At 68.2% G+C, this 14,516-nt stretch carries 16 protein-coding genes; 12 read left to right on the top strand and 4 right to left on the bottom strand.

The window, feature by feature from the left end:
- Positions 1–108: 108 nt before the first annotated feature.
- Positions 109–525 carry a (deoxy)nucleoside triphosphate pyrophosphohydrolase gene (locus K6L26_RS09420; protein WP_019344401.1) on the bottom strand — a complete coding sequence of 139 codons (417 nt, stop codon included), beginning with the start codon at positions 523–525 and terminating at the stop codon, positions 109–111.
- A gap of 25 nt (positions 526–550) precedes the next feature.
- Between K6L26_RS09420 and K6L26_RS09415 the strand changes: the two genes are divergently transcribed.
- Positions 551–844: a 4a-hydroxytetrahydrobiopterin dehydratase gene (locus K6L26_RS09415; protein ID WP_019344402.1), complete on the top strand. Its 294-nt coding sequence runs from the start codon at positions 551–553 to the stop codon at positions 842–844.
- Here the strand turns inward: K6L26_RS09415 and K6L26_RS09410 are convergent.
- A complete protein-coding gene (locus tag K6L26_RS09410) occupies positions 813–2,024 on the bottom strand; it encodes a mannosyltransferase (RefSeq protein WP_245008714.1) in 1,212 nt (403 codons plus the stop codon). The genes K6L26_RS09415 and K6L26_RS09410 overlap by 32 nt on opposite strands.
- A gap of 453 nt (positions 2,025–2,477) precedes the next feature.
- On the opposite strand from K6L26_RS09410, the gene K6L26_RS09405 reads away from it, so the two are divergent.
- Together K6L26_RS09405 and K6L26_RS09400 are read left to right on the top strand one after the other, a co-directional pair.
- A complete protein-coding gene (locus tag K6L26_RS09405) occupies positions 2,478–3,134 on the top strand; it encodes a hypothetical protein (RefSeq protein ID WP_036394708.1) in 657 nt (218 codons plus the stop codon).
- A 41-nt stretch (positions 3,135–3,175) separates the two neighbouring features.
- Entirely contained in the window at positions 3,176–4,204 is a 1,029-nt protein-coding gene (locus tag K6L26_RS09400) for an Rv1157c family protein (RefSeq protein ID WP_221853011.1), read from the top strand.
- Between the two features lie 79 nt (positions 4,205–4,283).
- Here the strand turns inward: K6L26_RS09400 and K6L26_RS09395 are convergent, their stop codons facing one another.
- Together K6L26_RS09395 and K6L26_RS09390 are read right to left on the bottom strand one after the other, a co-directional pair.
- Positions 4,284–4,433 carry a DUF1059 domain-containing protein gene (locus tag K6L26_RS09395; RefSeq protein WP_003882209.1) on the bottom strand — a complete coding sequence of 50 codons (150 nt, stop codon included), beginning with the start codon at positions 4,431–4,433 and terminating at the stop codon, positions 4,284–4,286.
- Between the two features lie 102 nt (positions 4,434–4,535).
- A complete protein-coding gene (locus K6L26_RS09390; RefSeq protein WP_019347900.1) occupies positions 4,536–5,120 on the bottom strand; it encodes an HhH-GPD-type base excision DNA repair protein in 585 nt (194 codons plus the stop codon).
- Positions 5,121–5,211: 91 nt separating this feature from the next.
- On the opposite strand from K6L26_RS09390, the gene K6L26_RS09385 reads away from it, so the two are divergent.
- From K6L26_RS09385 to K6L26_RS09345, 9 genes are all read left to right on the top strand, one after another.
- A complete protein-coding gene (locus tag K6L26_RS09385) occupies positions 5,212–5,514 on the top strand; it encodes a DUF732 domain-containing protein (protein WP_221853010.1) in 303 nt (100 codons plus the stop codon).
- A 48-nt stretch (positions 5,515–5,562) separates the two neighbouring features.
- On the top strand, positions 5,563–6,762 hold the full coding sequence (locus K6L26_RS09380; RefSeq protein ID WP_076215408.1) for a sensor histidine kinase: 1,200 nt from the start codon (positions 5,563–5,565) through the stop codon (positions 6,760–6,762).
- Entirely contained in the window at positions 6,759–7,550 is a 792-nt protein-coding gene (locus K6L26_RS09375; RefSeq protein ID WP_221853009.1) for a LytR/AlgR family response regulator transcription factor, read from the top strand. Before K6L26_RS09380 ends, K6L26_RS09375 begins: the two co-directional genes overlap by 4 nt.
- Positions 7,543–7,917: a hypothetical protein gene (locus K6L26_RS09370; RefSeq protein WP_036394692.1), complete on the top strand. Its 375-nt coding sequence runs from the start codon at positions 7,543–7,545 to the stop codon at positions 7,915–7,917. Before K6L26_RS09375 ends, K6L26_RS09370 begins: the two co-directional genes overlap by 8 nt.
- Complete coding sequence (locus K6L26_RS09365; RefSeq protein WP_047041126.1) at positions 7,914–9,644, top strand: sodium/solute symporter; 1,731 nt, start codon at positions 7,914–7,916, stop codon at positions 9,642–9,644. Before K6L26_RS09370 ends, K6L26_RS09365 begins: the two co-directional genes overlap by 4 nt.
- A gap of 147 nt (positions 9,645–9,791) precedes the next feature.
- Positions 9,792–10,136, top strand: a complete 345-nt coding sequence (locus K6L26_RS09360; RefSeq protein ID WP_019347908.1) for a DUF485 domain-containing protein — start codon at positions 9,792–9,794, stop codon at positions 10,134–10,136.
- Positions 10,133–11,764 (top strand): monocarboxylic acid transporter, encoded by a 1,632-nt coding sequence (locus tag K6L26_RS09355; protein ID WP_221853008.1) that lies wholly within the window; start codon positions 10,133–10,135, stop codon positions 11,762–11,764. The genes K6L26_RS09360 and K6L26_RS09355 overlap by 4 nt, the downstream gene beginning before the upstream one ends.
- A 129-nt stretch (positions 11,765–11,893) precedes the next feature.
- Positions 11,894–13,078 carry an MFS transporter gene (locus K6L26_RS09350; RefSeq protein ID WP_280639573.1) on the top strand — a complete coding sequence of 395 codons (1,185 nt, stop codon included), beginning with the start codon at positions 11,894–11,896 and terminating at the stop codon, positions 13,076–13,078.
- A gap of 35 nt (positions 13,079–13,113) precedes the next feature.
- A complete protein-coding gene (locus K6L26_RS09345; protein ID WP_221853007.1) occupies positions 13,114–14,436 on the top strand; it encodes an acyltransferase family protein in 1,323 nt (440 codons plus the stop codon).
- Positions 14,437–14,516 lie beyond the last annotated feature (80 nt).

Here is a 14,516-nt window from a genome sequence, read left to right as displayed (position 1 = left end):
GTAGTTTCACGGAAATGTAATCCGCAACATCGATATGTCGAAATTAATCCTGTTGCGTGGTCGCCCTATTGTGCGAGCGAATATAGAGCTGCCCGAAATCGCGTCATTCTAGGTACTTTCACGTCTTCTCGGCGAAGAAGGGGAAAACGCGGCGGCCAGCTCCGGGAGCCAGACGCGGTCGGCGGGCACCCACGGCAGCTGGTCGAGTTCGTCGACCGTCACCCAGCGCAGCGCCCGGTGATCGTGCGGCTGCGGACTGCCCGAGGTGAGGGTGGCCCGATAGGCGCGCAGTGTCATGCCCGCGTTCAGAGCGACGTCCACGCCGAGACGGTCACCGACGGACACCTCGACGCCCAGCTCCTCCCGCAGCTCGCGGGTGAGCGCGTCGGCGTCACTCTCACCGGTGGCCACCTTGCCGCCCGGCAGCTCCCATAGACCGGCCAGCTCTGGGGGCCGCTTGCGTTGCGCGACCAACAGCCCAGCCGCCGAGAACAGGGCACCGGCCACGACGATCTGTTCATCCATCGCGCCCGACGGTATACCGTCGGGTATGGCCGTGTTATCGAACGATCAGGTCGACGCCGCACTGCCCGATCTGCCGGGCTGGGAACGCGCGGCGGGCGCCCTGCGCAGATCCACAAAATTCCCGACGTTCCTCGACGGCATCGAAGCCGTGCGCCGCGTGGCTGAGTTCGCCGAGGAAAAAGACCACCATCCGGATATCGATATCCGTTGGCGCACCGTCACATTCGCCTTGGTGACACATTCCGCCGGCGGGATCACCGACAAGGACGTTCAGATGGCCGAGGAGATCAACCGGATTCTGTCCGACCAGCCCGGCTAGTCGCGATCCACGCCAGCGTCGCCAGCGTCGAGACGATGTAGACCAGCCCGGCCCAGGCCAGATACCAGGGCCGGCTGATCACCCAGATCGTCGGCTGGGCGAAGCTGAGCAACCACGGCACGCCGATCAGCGTCAGCGCCAACCATCCCCAACCCAGGATGCGCGCCCCCAGCCGGTCGGCCAATGGCCCGTGCAGCAACCAGATCATCAGCGGAATCAGCCAGACCCAGTGGTGCGTCCACGAAATCGGCGAAAGCAGCAACCCGAACAGGCTCACGATCACAATGGCGCCGAGCCGGTCGGCGCTGCCGCCGATGGCCCGCCACGCCAGCACGGCGAGGACCGCGGTGACCGCGATACCGAGCAGCACCGCCGGACCGTAGCCGGCGTCATGGCCGAGGATGCGCGAGATCCCACCGCGCCACGACTGGTTGAACGAGGTCCCGATCGGCCCGATCCGGTCTGCGTCGCCGAGCAATTCGGTGAAATACCGGCGGGCCTCATCCCCGATCACGAGAACCGACAGCGCGACCGTTCCGAAGAACACCACCGCCGAGAACACCGCGGTGCCCCAACGCCGCGCACCGACGAAATACAGACCCGACACCGCGGGCGTCAGCTTCACGCCGGCAGCCAGGCCCACCAACAGACCCGACAACCACCATCGATTGCTGTACACCGCGTAGAGCACCGCCAGCACCAGGACCACATTGACCTGGCCGTAGTCGAACGTGCTGCGCAGCGGTTCGGTCCAGATGCCGACGGCGGTCCACAACATCGCAAGACGCCGGGGCGCCGGCCCACCGAGCAGCAGCTGACTGATCCGCACCACGCCGTACAGCGCCGCGATGATGCCGAGCTGCCAGCAGAACGCCACCAGCCCGAACGGCAGCAGATGCAGCGGGTAGAACACCACCGCGGCAAACGGTGGATAGGTGAAAGGCAGTGGGAAATCCGGTGTCTGGTCCGCGTAGACGTAGTCGTACAGCGCGCCGGCATGACCGTCGAGCGTGGCGGCGCCACCGACGTAGACGTGCAGGTCGACGAAGTTGGCGCCGTTGGGGACGAGGTACGTCCAGGCCAGGCGCGCCGCAATGCTGAGGACCAGCAACACGGGCGCCAGGCGATAGAGCCACGCGGTTGCTGAGGGTCGGGTAGCCGGTTCGGTGTTAACGGACACGACTTTAGCGACCCGGCCCACGTGTCTTGCCGGGGGTTTGACGGGCCGGCTTGGCTCGCCCGCTTCGTCACGCTGGCTCGCGCACCGTTTGTCACGCCAGCGTGGCTCTCGACGGCGAGCGTCACGCTGGCGTGGCGATCCGCGGCCACCCTCGTCCACGTCGTCACGCTGGAGTGGCTCTCGTCGGCGGGCGCCACTCCAGCGTGACATTCGCGGCGACGGCGACAGCGGCGGCGACGGCGACGGCGAGGGCGAGGGCGACGGTGACGGCGACAGCGGCGACAGCGACGGCGGGGCCTCGGCAGCGGCCGGCGCATCACGCCCGAGGCACTGCCGGATAACGAAATCGACCGCTGCAGTAACGGTTGAATAACCGCCACACGTGTCACTTGAGTAACACCAGTAACTGGATAGTTTCGTGCTCAGTCGTTCAAGCAACCGATTGGGAGAACCATGATCTTCACCTGGAAAGCACTTTCCACCAGCATGATCGCGGCTGCCGGCGCAGTCCCGGTCGCGTTGGCCCTCAGCGCCACAGCGAACGCCGAGCCGGTCCCCCCGGCCCCGGCCATCCCCGGCGCGCCGAACCTGCCGATCGTCAACCAGCTCGCCGGCGTGCCGGCCGCCGCGCCGCAACTGCTGCAGGGTGTGAGCTCGGCGTTGACCGGCGCCCCCGCCGCCGCACCGGCACCTGCTCCCGGCGCCACCGCATCGGTGACGCTGCCGCAGATGCCCGCGACGGCCGCCCCCGCAGCCGCGAATGCACCGCTGGGATCGTTGGTGTCGGGCCTGCCGGCCGCGCCCGCTGCCGCCCCGGCGGCAACCGCTCCGGCTCCGGCCAGCGGCCCGGCCTCGCTGATCCCCTCGGCCGAGGTGACGATCCCGCAGGTGCCCGGGATGCCGATCCCGCTGCCCCAGAAGGTGAACATCCCCGGCGATCTGGCCTCTCTGGCCCCGGTCGCGGCGCAAACGGCTCTGCCTGCCACGTCACTGGCCCCGGCCGCGGCAGCAGCTCCGGCAGCGGTGGCGGCTCCCGCTGCTGCGGCGCCCGGCGTCTCGAACACCGGGGTTGCGGCGCTGGCCCCGCTGCTGACCGCCGGCCTGCCCTGATCCCCGAACTGGTCTGACCGCCCGAAACGATTGGGAAAGCCATGTCACCGCGTAAGTCCCTGAAAACGATGTTCGGCACCGCCGCTGCAATCGGGTCCACCGCCCTGTTGTTCTTCGGAAGCGCCGTCGCCAACGCCGACCCGGCACCGCTGCCGATCGACAACCTGCAGGCGCCCGGCCTGCCGGCGATGGAGAACCTGAGCCCGATCATCCAGCAGGCTGCGGCCGACCCTGGTGGCGCGGTGCAGCTGTTGATGGCAGCCGCGCAAGCCTTCGCTGCCAACAAGTCGGAGACGGCGGAATCCCGCAACGTCGCGACGGCGGTCAACCAGTTCGCGGCCCAACCGGTCGCCGCACCCGAGCATGTTCCCGCTCTGGGTGCCGGCGCCGACGCTCACCTGCCGATGGGTGTCGACCCGGCCCACGCGGCCGGGCCGGCCCCAGAAGCACTTCCGGCTCCAGCTCCGGCTCCGGCGCCCGCCGCGGCTGTCCCCGCACCGGCACCTGCCCCCGAGCCCGCACCCGCGCCCGCTCCCGGGGCTGTTCCGGCGGCGGTGACCATCCCGGCCCCGCCCGCCCCTGAAGCCGCACCCGCGCCCGCTCCGGCACCTGCGCCGGCACCGGCCGGGGCGCCCGCCCCGGCTCCCGATTTCGGGCCCGATGCCCCGACGACGCAGGACTTCATGTACCCGTCGATCAGCAACGGCTGCCTCAAGGACGGCGGAAACGTTCTGGCGACCGCGATTTCGGTGGCCGGACCGGCCACGATCCCCCTGCCCGGCCCGAAAGCCGGCCAGACCGCCTATGTGTTCACCGCGATCGGTACACCGGGCCCAGCCGCCGAGCAGAAGCTGCCGCTCAACGTCACCTGGGTCAACCTGACCACCGGAAAGTCCGGCAGTGCGACGCTTCAACCGCGCTCGGACATCAACCCTGAAGGACCGACCACGCTGACCGCGATCGCCGACACCGGCTCCGGCAGCATCATGTCGACGATCTTCGGACAGGTCACGACCACCGAGAAGCAGTGCCAGTTCATGCCCACCATCGGATCCACGGTGGTGCCCTGACCACACCGGATAAATGGGGAAACGAAATTCCCGGTCGCTGGCCCTCTTGTTGGCCGGCGACCGGGAATTTTGTGTGGGCCTAGTAGGCCATGAAGAGGATCATCTCGCGGTCGTACTCGCGCCCGGGGTGCTGCTGCGCCAGATGCGCCTGAGCCTTCTCAACCAGGTCGTCTTCATCGGTGCCGCTGATCGCTTCTCCACACGGGCAGTTCAGATGTGTCTTCGCCATATGTTCACCATCGCATAGGTAGCCCAGCTTTCAACCCCGAGTGTGCACACAGATCGCGATTTCGCCGCGAAACGCGATCTCAGCGCACGCTCGACGCGGAAATCAGCTCTTGGACTTGGCTTCTTTCGCGGCGGCCTTCATCTGCTTCTTGTAGGTGCGGACCTTCTGCAACGATCCCGGGTCCACCACGTCGGCCACCGACATGAAGCTGCCCGCGGCGCCGTAATCCCCTGCGGCCTCCCGCCAGCCCGCCGGCGTCACCCCGTACTGCTTGCCCAACAGCGCCAAGAAGATCCGGGCTTTCTGGTCACCGAACCCCGGCAACCGCTTGAGCCGGCGCAGCACCTCTTTACCGTCGGGGTCACCACCGGTCCACAGTGCCGTCACATCGCCGTCGTACTCGTCGACGATGGCTCGCGCGAGGTCCTGCACCCGCTTGCCCATCGACCCCGGAAACCGGTGGATGGCAGGGGTTTGCGACACCAGCTCGATGAACGCGTCGGGGTTGTAATCGGCGATCTCTCTGGCGTCGACGCCACCGAGACGGTCGGCGATCTTCTTGGGCCCGCCGAATGCGACCTCCATCGGAATCTGCTGGTCCAACAACATGCCCACCAAAAGCGCGAACGGGTTGGATTCCAGCAGGGCGTCGGCCTCGGGATCTTGGACCAGCTGCAGTTTTCCCACGTCGCCAGTCTAGGACCAGACCCGTTTTTGACGTCTGTGTCGGTGCGATGTGCGAATGTGTACGCGATAACCGGTGATGTGCCCATAGGAGATGGACATGAGACGCGTCGTTGCACCCCTTTTCGTGGCGGTGGTCACCGCGATTGCCTTGGCCGCCACCGCCAATGCGATCCCCGATCAGGGCACGCCGGATTTCGACAACTACATGCAGGGCCTGGACCGCAACGGCTTCCACCTGAACCCCGACACGGCCTGGCGCGTCGCCCACCAGGCGTGCATGGGCGGCATCCCGGGATACATCGGTTTGGAGCTGGCAGCCCAAGGTGTCATCGGCCCCGGATCCCAGGATCGGGTATTCGAGGTCGCCCGAAAGTACGCCTGCCCCGTGCAATAGGTGAGCTAGCTGCGGTTTCGCCGCACAGCCATCTAAGGTTGGCGCACGATGTCCGGCGAGGTTGCAGTCGCGCTTGCCCTGGCGCTGATCCTGGCGGCGGTCGCCGCCGTCGTCGTGGTGCGCACCCGAAAAGTCGTGGCCACGCCCACCGAACGGGCCGTGCACGCCGCGTTGCACACTGCGGCCCAGGCGGCCCGAGCGTTGCGTCAGGGCTTGGACACCGAATCCGCCCGCACCGCCGCCCCCTACCTGCGTGAATTGACCGGCACAGCAGGGCTGGCCCTGTTCGACGAGGACGCGGCACTGTTGGCGCGCGACGACGATGACGACGCGATCTGGCAGCCGGACACCGTCGACGTCTGCGCCGACACCGCACGGGAATCGATCGCCGCCGGGCGCCGGGTCCTGCGCACCGCGCGCTCGACGGCCGTGGTGGCCCAGCCGCTGCTGACCGAGGGCGGCGAGGTGCTCGGCGCCCTCGTGGTGCTGGCACCGGCCAGTCCCGGCCCGGGCATGCTCGGCGCCGTCGGCGAGGTGGCCCGGTACGCGGCCAGCCAGATCGAGCTGGCCGAGCTCGACGCGTCGCGCGCCCGGCTGGACCGGGCCGAGGTGCTCGCACTGCGGGCTCAGATCAGTCCGCATTTCATCTACAACGCGCTCAACACGATTGCGTCCTTCGTGCGCACCGACCCCGACCGGGCCCGGGAGCTGATCCTAGAATTCGCCGACTTCACCCGGTACTCGTTCCGCGCGGCCGGCCAGTACACCACGCTGGCCGACGAGCTACGCAACATCGACCGCTACCTCACCTTGGAGCGGGCGCGGTTCGGCACCAACTTGCGGGTGCGGCTCCAGGTAGCGCCGGAGGTGCTCAATGTGGTGGTGCCATTTCTGGCGCTGCAACCGTTGGTGGAGAACGCGGTGCGACACGGGCTGGCCGGCAACGGTGGCGGGTCCGTGGAGATCTTCGCGCGCGACGCCGGTACCGAATGCGTGATCACCGTCGAGGACGACGGGGCCGGCATGGATCCGGACTCCCTGCGCGCCGGACCGGGTGACGCGTTGGCCGACCGCTCCGGCGAATCCGCCCATGTCGGGTTGACCAATGTCGATCATCGGCTGCGCGCGGCGTTCGGCAACGACTACGGTCTTGTGGTCGAGACAGCGGTTGGCGCGGGCACGAAAGTGGTGATGCGCGTGCCGAAATTCCGCTCAGGGGTCAGAGCCGGCGGAGGTGGTTTCAGGTGAGCACAAACCTGACCGTGCTCGCCGTCGACGACGAGGCGCCCGCGCTGGACGAGCTCGCCTACCTGCTGGGCCGACACCCCGACATCAGCGAGGTACACACCGCCTCCGACGCCACCTCGGCGCTGCGCGAACTCACCCAGCACACGATCGACGCCGTGTTCCTCGACATCAACATGCCCGGGCTGTCAGGAATCGAATTGGCCGGTGTGCTGGCCAATTACGCGAATCCGCCCGCGGTGGTGTTCGTGACGGCCCACGAGGACAAAGCGGTGGCCGCCTTCGACGTCGGCGCCGTCGACTATCTGCTCAAACCGATCCGGCAGAACCGCCTCGACGAAGCCGTACGCCGCGTCGCCTCGGCGGCAACCCGGTCCACAACTGAATCGCCTTCCCAGCACGAAGACCAGGACTGGGACGTGGTCCCCGCCGAACTGGGCGGCATCACCCACCTGGTGCCCCGCGACAGCATCGGCTGGGTCGAAGCCGAGGGCGACTATGCCCGGCTGCACTCGGCCACCGGTGCCCACCTGGTACGAATCCCTTTGAGCACCTTGGAATCCCGCTGGCGCGACCACGGCTTCCAGCGCATCCATCGGTCCTATCTGGTGTCCCTGCGACAGGTCACCGGGCTGCGCACAGCCGACGGCGCGGTGCTGGTGCGGCTGCGCGCCAACGGGACCTCCCCCGCCGTCGAACTCCCGGTGAGCCGCCGTCAGGCCCGTGAACTGCGTGACCGGTTGGTCCGCGAGCCGATGCGCAATCTCAAGCCGGCGGGCACCGATGAGTGACCGGCCCACTCCGCAACGGCAGCGCGTCGTGCTCGCCCACCGCCGCGGTACCCGCATGGTGCGGACCCGGGTCGAGGTGGCCGAACAGACCCAGGTGGGCGACGCGCTGGTGCGCGGCCTGGTGCGGACCCAACTGGGTCTCGCGCTGCGGCTGGCGCTGGTCGTCGTGTCCGTAGTGGTGGCGCTGGTACTGCTCAACGCCGCAGTGCCGGAACTGGCCGCGCTCACCGTATTCGGGATCCGGCTCAACTGGCTGATCCTCGCCGGGCTGCTCTACCCGCTGCTGTACGGGGTGGGACGGCTGTATGTGCGTCTGGCCGAACAGGGCGAACGGGACTTTGTCCGGGTCGTCGACAGCGAACCATGACCGGCGCACCACTGACCGCCGCCGCCCTGCTGGCCGCCGTGGTGGCCACCATCGCCATCGGCGCCTACGGAGTCCGGTTGTCGCGCACCACCTCCGACTTCCTCGTCGCCTCTCGCAGCGTCGGCCCACAATGGAACGCCGCCGCGATCTCGGGGGAATACCTCTCCGCTGCATCGTTTCTCGGCGTGGCCGGGCTGATCGCCAAATACGGTGCCGACGCCCTGTGGTACCCGGTCGGATTCACCGCCGGCTATCTCGGCGTGCTGCTGTTCGTGGCCGCCCCGCTGCGACGCTCGGGTGCCTACACCGTCCCCGACTTCGCCGAGTTCCGGCTCGGCTCGGCGCGGCTGCGCAAGGTGGCCATGCTCGTCGTCGTGGTGATCTGTCTGTTCTATCTGGCCCCTCAGTATCAGGGTGCCGGGCTGGCCCTCAAAACGCTTCTGGGCGTTCCGGTCTGGGTCGGGCCGCTGCTGGTCGCCGGCATCGTCATCACCAACGTGGTCGCCGGAGGCATGCGGTCGATCACGTTCGTGCAGGCGTTCCAGTACTGGCTCAAGCTCACCGCCGTGGCGGTCCCGGCCCTGGCGTTGCTCGGCCTGTTCATCGGCGACCGTGGCGAATTGGGCGGCCCACTGCCGCCGACCGTGCAGCAGCAGACCACCGTGAAAGTCGAAACCGATGTCATCGTCCAGGTCATCGAACCGGCAGGGATCACCGTGTCCGGCGATCTCGACGGCCGCCCCGTCGCCTCCGCCACGATCGCCGCGCCCGGGCAACACACCCTCTCCGCGGGCACCACGTTGACGCTGGCCGCCGGCGCGGCCACACCCGTGGTGGCCGGCACGCCGGGCACCGGGGACGAGTGGATCGCCTCCGGTGGCGGCCTGGGCGGCGGCCACCCGCTCTACCAGGTGCTTTCCATCATCGTCGCGACGTTCCTCGGCACCATGGGCTTGCCACACGTGCTGGTCCGCTTCTACACCAACCCCGACGGCCGGGCCGCCCGGCGTACCGCGCTCGCCGTGGTGGCGCTGCTATCGGTGTTCTATTTCTTCCCGATCCTGCTGGGAGTGTTCTCCCGGCTGTATGTCCCGCAGCTGCTGATCACCGGAACTGCCGACGCCGCAGTGCTCTTGGCGCCCGGCGCGGCGGTCGGCGGGATCGGCGGCCAACTCCTGGCCGCCCTGGTGGCCGCGGGCGCCATCGCAGCGTTCCTGGCCACCTCCTCGGGCCTGTTGATCAGTGTCGCCGGCGCCCTGGCCACCGATGTGCTGCGTGGTCGGGTGCGCGACTTCCGGATCGCCGCAGTGGTCGGCGGTCTGGTCCCGATCCCGTTGTCGCTGTTGGTGTCCGGGCTTGAGCTGTCGCGCAGCGTCGGATTGGCCTTTGCCGTCGCGGCGTCCACGCTGTGCCCGCTACTGGTGCTCGGGGTCTGGTGGCGCGGCCTGACGGTCGCCGGCGCGGCGTGCGGGCTCGTGGTGGGCGGATGCGTGTGTGGCGGCGCGGTGCTGGTGGCCATCACCGGCGGCGTAGACGACGCGGTGCTCGGCGGGTGGCCCGCGGTGATGGTGGGCTACCCGGCGGCGGTCAGCGTGCCGATCGCCTTCCTCACGATGATCCTCGTCAGCCTGTTCACGAAGCCGACCCCTGGCGTCGCACAGATCTTCGCGCGCATGCATGTGCCCGAGCGCCTGGGCCTGGGTGTCGAGCGGGTGCCCGCAGGCTGACCGCCTGCCGCTCAGCCTCTGCGACCGACCGCTCAGCGCAGCGATGGCCGAATTCGGCGTATCGCCGGCGATACCCCTGCTGTGTGACCCACCTCTCAATTAGGTTCAGTTGTCAACCGACCCACAGCCAACTGTCAGGAGCCCTCGGTGCCCGAAATCGACCTTCCCGAGAGGGTTGCCCCCACCGGGGAGCAGTTCCTCGCCATGCAAGCCAGTCCCGAATTCCAGGAGCTGCGTACCAGATTGCGCCGCTTCGTTTTTCCGATGACCGCCTTCTTCCTGATCTGGTACGGCCTCTACGTCGCCCTCGGCGCGTTCGCCCACGACTTCATGGCCATCCAGGTGTTCGGCAACATCAACGTCGGACTGCTGATCGGTTTGGGCCAGTTCCTCACGACGTTCCTGATCACCGGGCTCTACGTGCGCTTCGCCAATCGTGAGCTCGACCCGCGGGCCACCGCCATCCGCGAAGAGCTGGAGGGCACCCGATGACCGTCACCACTCTTGCCGCCGAGACCGTCGGCAACCCGGCAGCCAACATCGGCATCTTCAGCCTCTTCGTCGTCGTCACGATGATCGTGGTGATCAAGGCCAGCAAGCGCAACGCGACCGCTGACGAGTTCTTCACCGGTGGCCGCGGCTTCTCCGGCCCGCAGAACGGTATCGCCATCGCCGGCGACTACCTGTCGGCGGCCAGCTTCCTCGGCATCGCCGGCGCCATCGCCGTGTACGGCTACGACGGCTTCCTCTACTCCATCGGCTTCCTGGTGGCCTGGCTGGTGGCCCTGCTGCTGGTGGCCGAATTGCTGCGCAACACCGGCAAATTCACCATGGCCGACGTACTGAGCTTCCGGCTCAAGCAGCGCCCGGTCCGGCTGGCCGCGGCCATCTCGACGCTGACCGTCTCGCTGTTCTACCTGCTGGCCCAGATGGCCGGCGCCGGCGGCCTGGTGGCGCTGCTGCTCGACGTCAACAGCCGGGCCGGGCAGTCGATCGTGATCGCCGTCGTCGGCGTTCTGATGATCGTCTACGTGCTGGTCGGCGGAATGAAGGGCACCACCTGGGTGCAGATCATCAAGGCCGTGCTGCTGATCGCCGGTGCTGCCCTGATGACGGTGATGGTGCTGAGCAAGTTCGGGCTGAACTTCTCCGAGATCCTCGGTTCGGCGCAGTCGGCGATCTCGGAAGCCACCACCAAGGGTGTCTCCAGCCGCGACGTGCTGGCCCCGGGCGCGCAGTACGGCGGATCGCTCACCTCGCAGATCAACTTCATCTCGCTGGCACTGGCGCTGGTGCTCGGCACCGCGGGCCTGCCGCATGTGCTGATGCGCTTCTACACCGTGCCGACCGCGAAAGAGGCTCGGCGGTCGGTGGTTTGGGCGATCGCGCTGATCGGCGCCTTCTACCTGTTCACCCTGGTGCTGGGCTACGGCGCCGCCGCGCTGGTCGGCCCGGACCGGATCCTCGGTGCCGCAGGCGGCGTCAACTCCGCGGCCCCGCTGCTGGCGTTCGAACTCGGCGGGGTGGTCCTGCTCGGCGTCATCTCGGCGGTCGCGTTCGCGACCATCCTCGCCGTGGTGGCCGGCCTGACCATCACCGCGTCGGCATCCTTCGCGCATGACATCTATGCGTCGGTCCTCAAGTCGCACAAGGTGACCGAGGACGAGCAGGTGCGGGTATCGCGGATCACCGCGGTCGTGCTGGGCGTGTTCGCGATCGGGCTGGGCATCCTGGCCAACGGCCAGAACGTGGCGTTCCTGGTGGCGCTGGCGTTCGCCGTGGCGGCCGCGGCCAACCTGCCGACCATCCTGTACTCGCTGTACTGGAGGCGGTTCAACACCCGAGGTGCGCTGTGGAGCATGTACGGCGGTCTGATCTCGACCATCGTGCTGATCGTGTTCTCCCCCGCCGTGTCCGGTTCGAAGACCGCGATGATCCCCGGTGCCGACTTCGATTTCTTCCCGCTGGCCAACCCGGGCATCGTGTCCATCCCGCTGGCCTTCGCTCTCGGCATCATCGGCACGCTCACCTCGCCCGACACCGGCGACGCCGAGCGCAACGCCGAGATGGAGGTGCGGTCGCTGACCGGGGTAGGTGCCGAGAAGGCGGTCGCGCACTAGCAACGAGCACTTCCCCAACCCGCTTCCCCACCCCCGCTTCCCACCCCCACTGTCACGCTGGAGTGGCGCCACAGCCCGGCCGCCACTCCAGCGTGACGCTGGCGGGTAGGGCGGCAATCGCTACCCTGAATTGTGCTCAGCCGCGTGTCGTTTCCCCTTCTCGCATACGCGTTCGCGGCGATCATGGTCGGCACCACCCTGCCCACCCCGATGTATGCGCTCTACGCCGAGCACATGCATTTCGCGGTGCTGACCACGACGGTCATCTACGCCACCTATGCCGGGGGCGTGCTGTTCGCACTGCTGGTGTTCGGCCGCTGGTCCGACGCGGTGGGCAGGCGGCCGATGCTGCTCGCCGGAGTGGCGTCGGCACTGGCCAGTGCGGTGGTGTTCCTGCTCGCCGACTCCGTGCCGCTACTGCTGATCGGCCGGGTGCTGTCCGGCCTGTCGGCCGGCCTCTTCACCGGAACTGCCACGGCGGCCGTCATCGAGGCCGCCCCGCAGGCCTGGAAGAACCGGGCCGCAGCGGTGGCCACGGTAGCCAACATCGGCGGTTTGGGCGCGGGCCCGCTGCTGGCCGGTCTGCTGGTGCAGTACGCACCGCAACCCCTTCACCTGCCGTTCCTGGTGCACATCGGACTCGCGCTTCTGGCGGGGTTCGCGGTGCTCGTCGTCCCGGAGACCTCGGCACGCACCGGCCGAATCGGATTGCAGCGCCTGTCGGTACCCACCGAGGTGCGGACCGTCTTCGTGATCGCCGCCCTGGCCGCCTTCGCCGGTTTCGCCGTGACGGGGCTGTTCACCGCGGTGGCACCGTCGTTCCTGTCGACGGTGATCGGCATCGGTAACCACGCGGTGGCCGGCGCGATCGCCTGCTCGATCTTCGCGGCCTCGGCGCTGACCCAGGTCTTCGCGAATCGAATGGCCGCCGAACGAGCAGTGGCGGTCGGGTGCGGGCTGCTGATCGCGGGCATGATGATTCTGACTGCGGCACTGTATTTTTCCTCGCTGCCCGGCCTGATCTCGGCGGCCGTGGTGTCCGGCATCGGCCAGGGCATGAGCTTCAGCCGGGGCCTGGCCGCTGTCGTCGAGCGTGCTCCGGCCCAGCGTCGAGCCGAGGTCAGCTCCACCTACTTCGTCGTCGCCTACATCGCCATCTCGCTTCCGGTGATCGGTGAAGGCCTGGCCGCGCAATCGCTGGGCCTGCGTACCGCGGGAATCACCTTCGCGATCGCGGTCGCCGTGCTGGCCTCGATCTGCCTGACCGCGATCCTGGTCGCCGAGGCGCGGGGCAAATCCCGTAGTTCTACCTAGGGACTACGCAGCCGCGGGACCATAGCGTTCTAGCCATGACCGTTGCTGCTGACACAGCTGCCAAGAAAGCCCCCGCGACGGGGCTGTTCCCGTCCCCCGCCGAGGTCGAGGCCCAGACGCCGGCCGGCCGGGACCGCGCCATCGACGTCATCCGGATCGCCTCACTGGTGGGTGTGGTGTTCGGCCACACCATCATGGCCACGAGCACGATCCGCGACGACGTGTTCATCTGGAGCAACCTGCTCACCGAATCCACCGTCTTCCAAGCGCTGACCTGGGTGTTCCAGATCATGCCGCTGTTCTTCTTCGCCGGCGTCGCCGCCTCGGTGCAGTCCTGGAACCCTGGCTCGTCCTGGGGCGGCTGGCTGCTCAAGCGCTGCACCCGGCTGTACCGGCCGGCGTTCTACTACCTGGCGTTCTGGACCGTCGCACTGGCGGGCCTGCGGTTCGTGCTGCCCGAGCATGTCTACGAGCCCATCGCCGGCATCTCCATCCAGCTGCTGTGGTTCCTCGGCGCCTATGTCCTGGTGTTGGCGGCGGTGCCGCTGCTGGCCCGCATCACCACAACCGGGCAGGTCACCGGCGCGATCGTCGGCACCTACGCGTTCATCGCCGCAATCGACGCCATCCGGATCAACATCGACGGTTACGCCTCGCTGGGCTACCTCAACACCGTGGTGTGGTTGATCCCCGGCGTGTTCGGTGTGGCCTACCGCCGCCACCTGCTGACCAGCGCCGCCGCCCTCAAGGTCGGGCTCGGCATGCTGGGCGTGAACCTTGCCCTGCTCTACTTCGGCCCCTACGAGCTGAGCCTGGTCGGCATCGAGACCCAGCACCTGAAGAACATGACACCGCCGTCGCTGCTGCTGGCCGGCCACGCAATCATGATGTGCGCGTTCGCGATTGCCGCTGCCCCTGCCATCAACCGCTGGGCGCAGCGGCCCCGGGTGTGGTGGCTGACCGCGATCGGCAACTCCGGGGCGATGACGCTGTACCTGTGGCACATGCCGCTGCTGCTGGGCCTGCACCTGGTGTTCGACTATCTGGGCGCCGACCGCTACGACCCCTCGGCCCCCGGCTTCGTCGCGCTCTCGCTGCTGCAGTTGGCTCTGATGGCCGGCATGGTCGCGATCGCGTTCACCGTGCTGCGGCCGCTGGAGAACAACCCGTTGCCGCTGTGGGACGGGGGCGTCGTCACCCGCACCGGACCCCGCAGTGCGGCGATCGGTCTGCTGCTGTGTGTGGCCGGCGCGGCGACACTGAGCTCGGTGGCCTGGGGCCTGAAGGATCAGGGTGTGTACTGCGTGGTCGTCATGGTGGCCGCGCTCGTCGCTGCCCGCGCGCTGGCGGACGGCTGACCGCATCGAGCGTGCGTACAGATCGCGAATTCCCGCAGAATCGCGATCTGTGCGCACACTCGGCGTTGGTGGACCGGGGC

Origin of the sequence: Mycobacterium farcinogenes (genome assembly GCF_019739075.1) — a bacterium.
GTDB lineage: Bacteria > Actinomycetota > Actinomycetes > Mycobacteriales > Mycobacteriaceae > Mycobacterium > Mycobacterium senegalense.
The sequence above is the reverse complement of the archived record's forward strand: the minus strand, read 5'-3'. Positions and strand labels throughout refer to the sequence as shown.

Excerpts from the sequence above, each read along its gene's own strand:
- K6L26_RS09420 (WP_019344401.1), bottom strand. The coding sequence starts at position 525 with ATGGATGAACAGATCGTCGTGGCCGGTGCCCTGTTCTCGGCGGCTGGG.
- K6L26_RS09415 (WP_019344402.1), top strand. The coding sequence starts at position 551 with ATGGCCGTGTTATCGAACGATCAGGTCGACGCCGCACTGCCCGATCTG.
- K6L26_RS09405 (WP_036394708.1), top strand. The coding sequence starts at position 2,478 with ATGATCTTCACCTGGAAAGCACTTTCCACCAGCATGATCGCGGCTGCC.
- K6L26_RS09400 (WP_221853011.1), top strand. The coding sequence starts at position 3,176 with ATGTCACCGCGTAAGTCCCTGAAAACGATGTTCGGCACCGCCGCTGCA.
- K6L26_RS09395 (WP_003882209.1), bottom strand. The coding sequence starts at position 4,433 with ATGGCGAAGACACATCTGAACTGCCCGTGTGGAGAAGCGATCAGCGGC.
- K6L26_RS09385 (WP_221853010.1), top strand. The coding sequence starts at position 5,212 with ATGGACATGAGACGCGTCGTTGCACCCCTTTTCGTGGCGGTGGTCACC.
- K6L26_RS09380 (WP_076215408.1), top strand. The coding sequence starts at position 5,563 with ATGTCCGGCGAGGTTGCAGTCGCGCTTGCCCTGGCGCTGATCCTGGCG.
- K6L26_RS09370 (WP_036394692.1), top strand. The coding sequence starts at position 7,543 with ATGAGTGACCGGCCCACTCCGCAACGGCAGCGCGTCGTGCTCGCCCAC.
- K6L26_RS09365 (WP_047041126.1), top strand. The coding sequence starts at position 7,914 with ATGACCGGCGCACCACTGACCGCCGCCGCCCTGCTGGCCGCCGTGGTG.
- K6L26_RS09355 (WP_221853008.1), top strand. The coding sequence starts at position 10,133 with ATGACCGTCACCACTCTTGCCGCCGAGACCGTCGGCAACCCGGCAGCC.
- K6L26_RS09345 (WP_221853007.1), top strand. The coding sequence starts at position 13,114 with ATGACCGTTGCTGCTGACACAGCTGCCAAGAAAGCCCCCGCGACGGGG.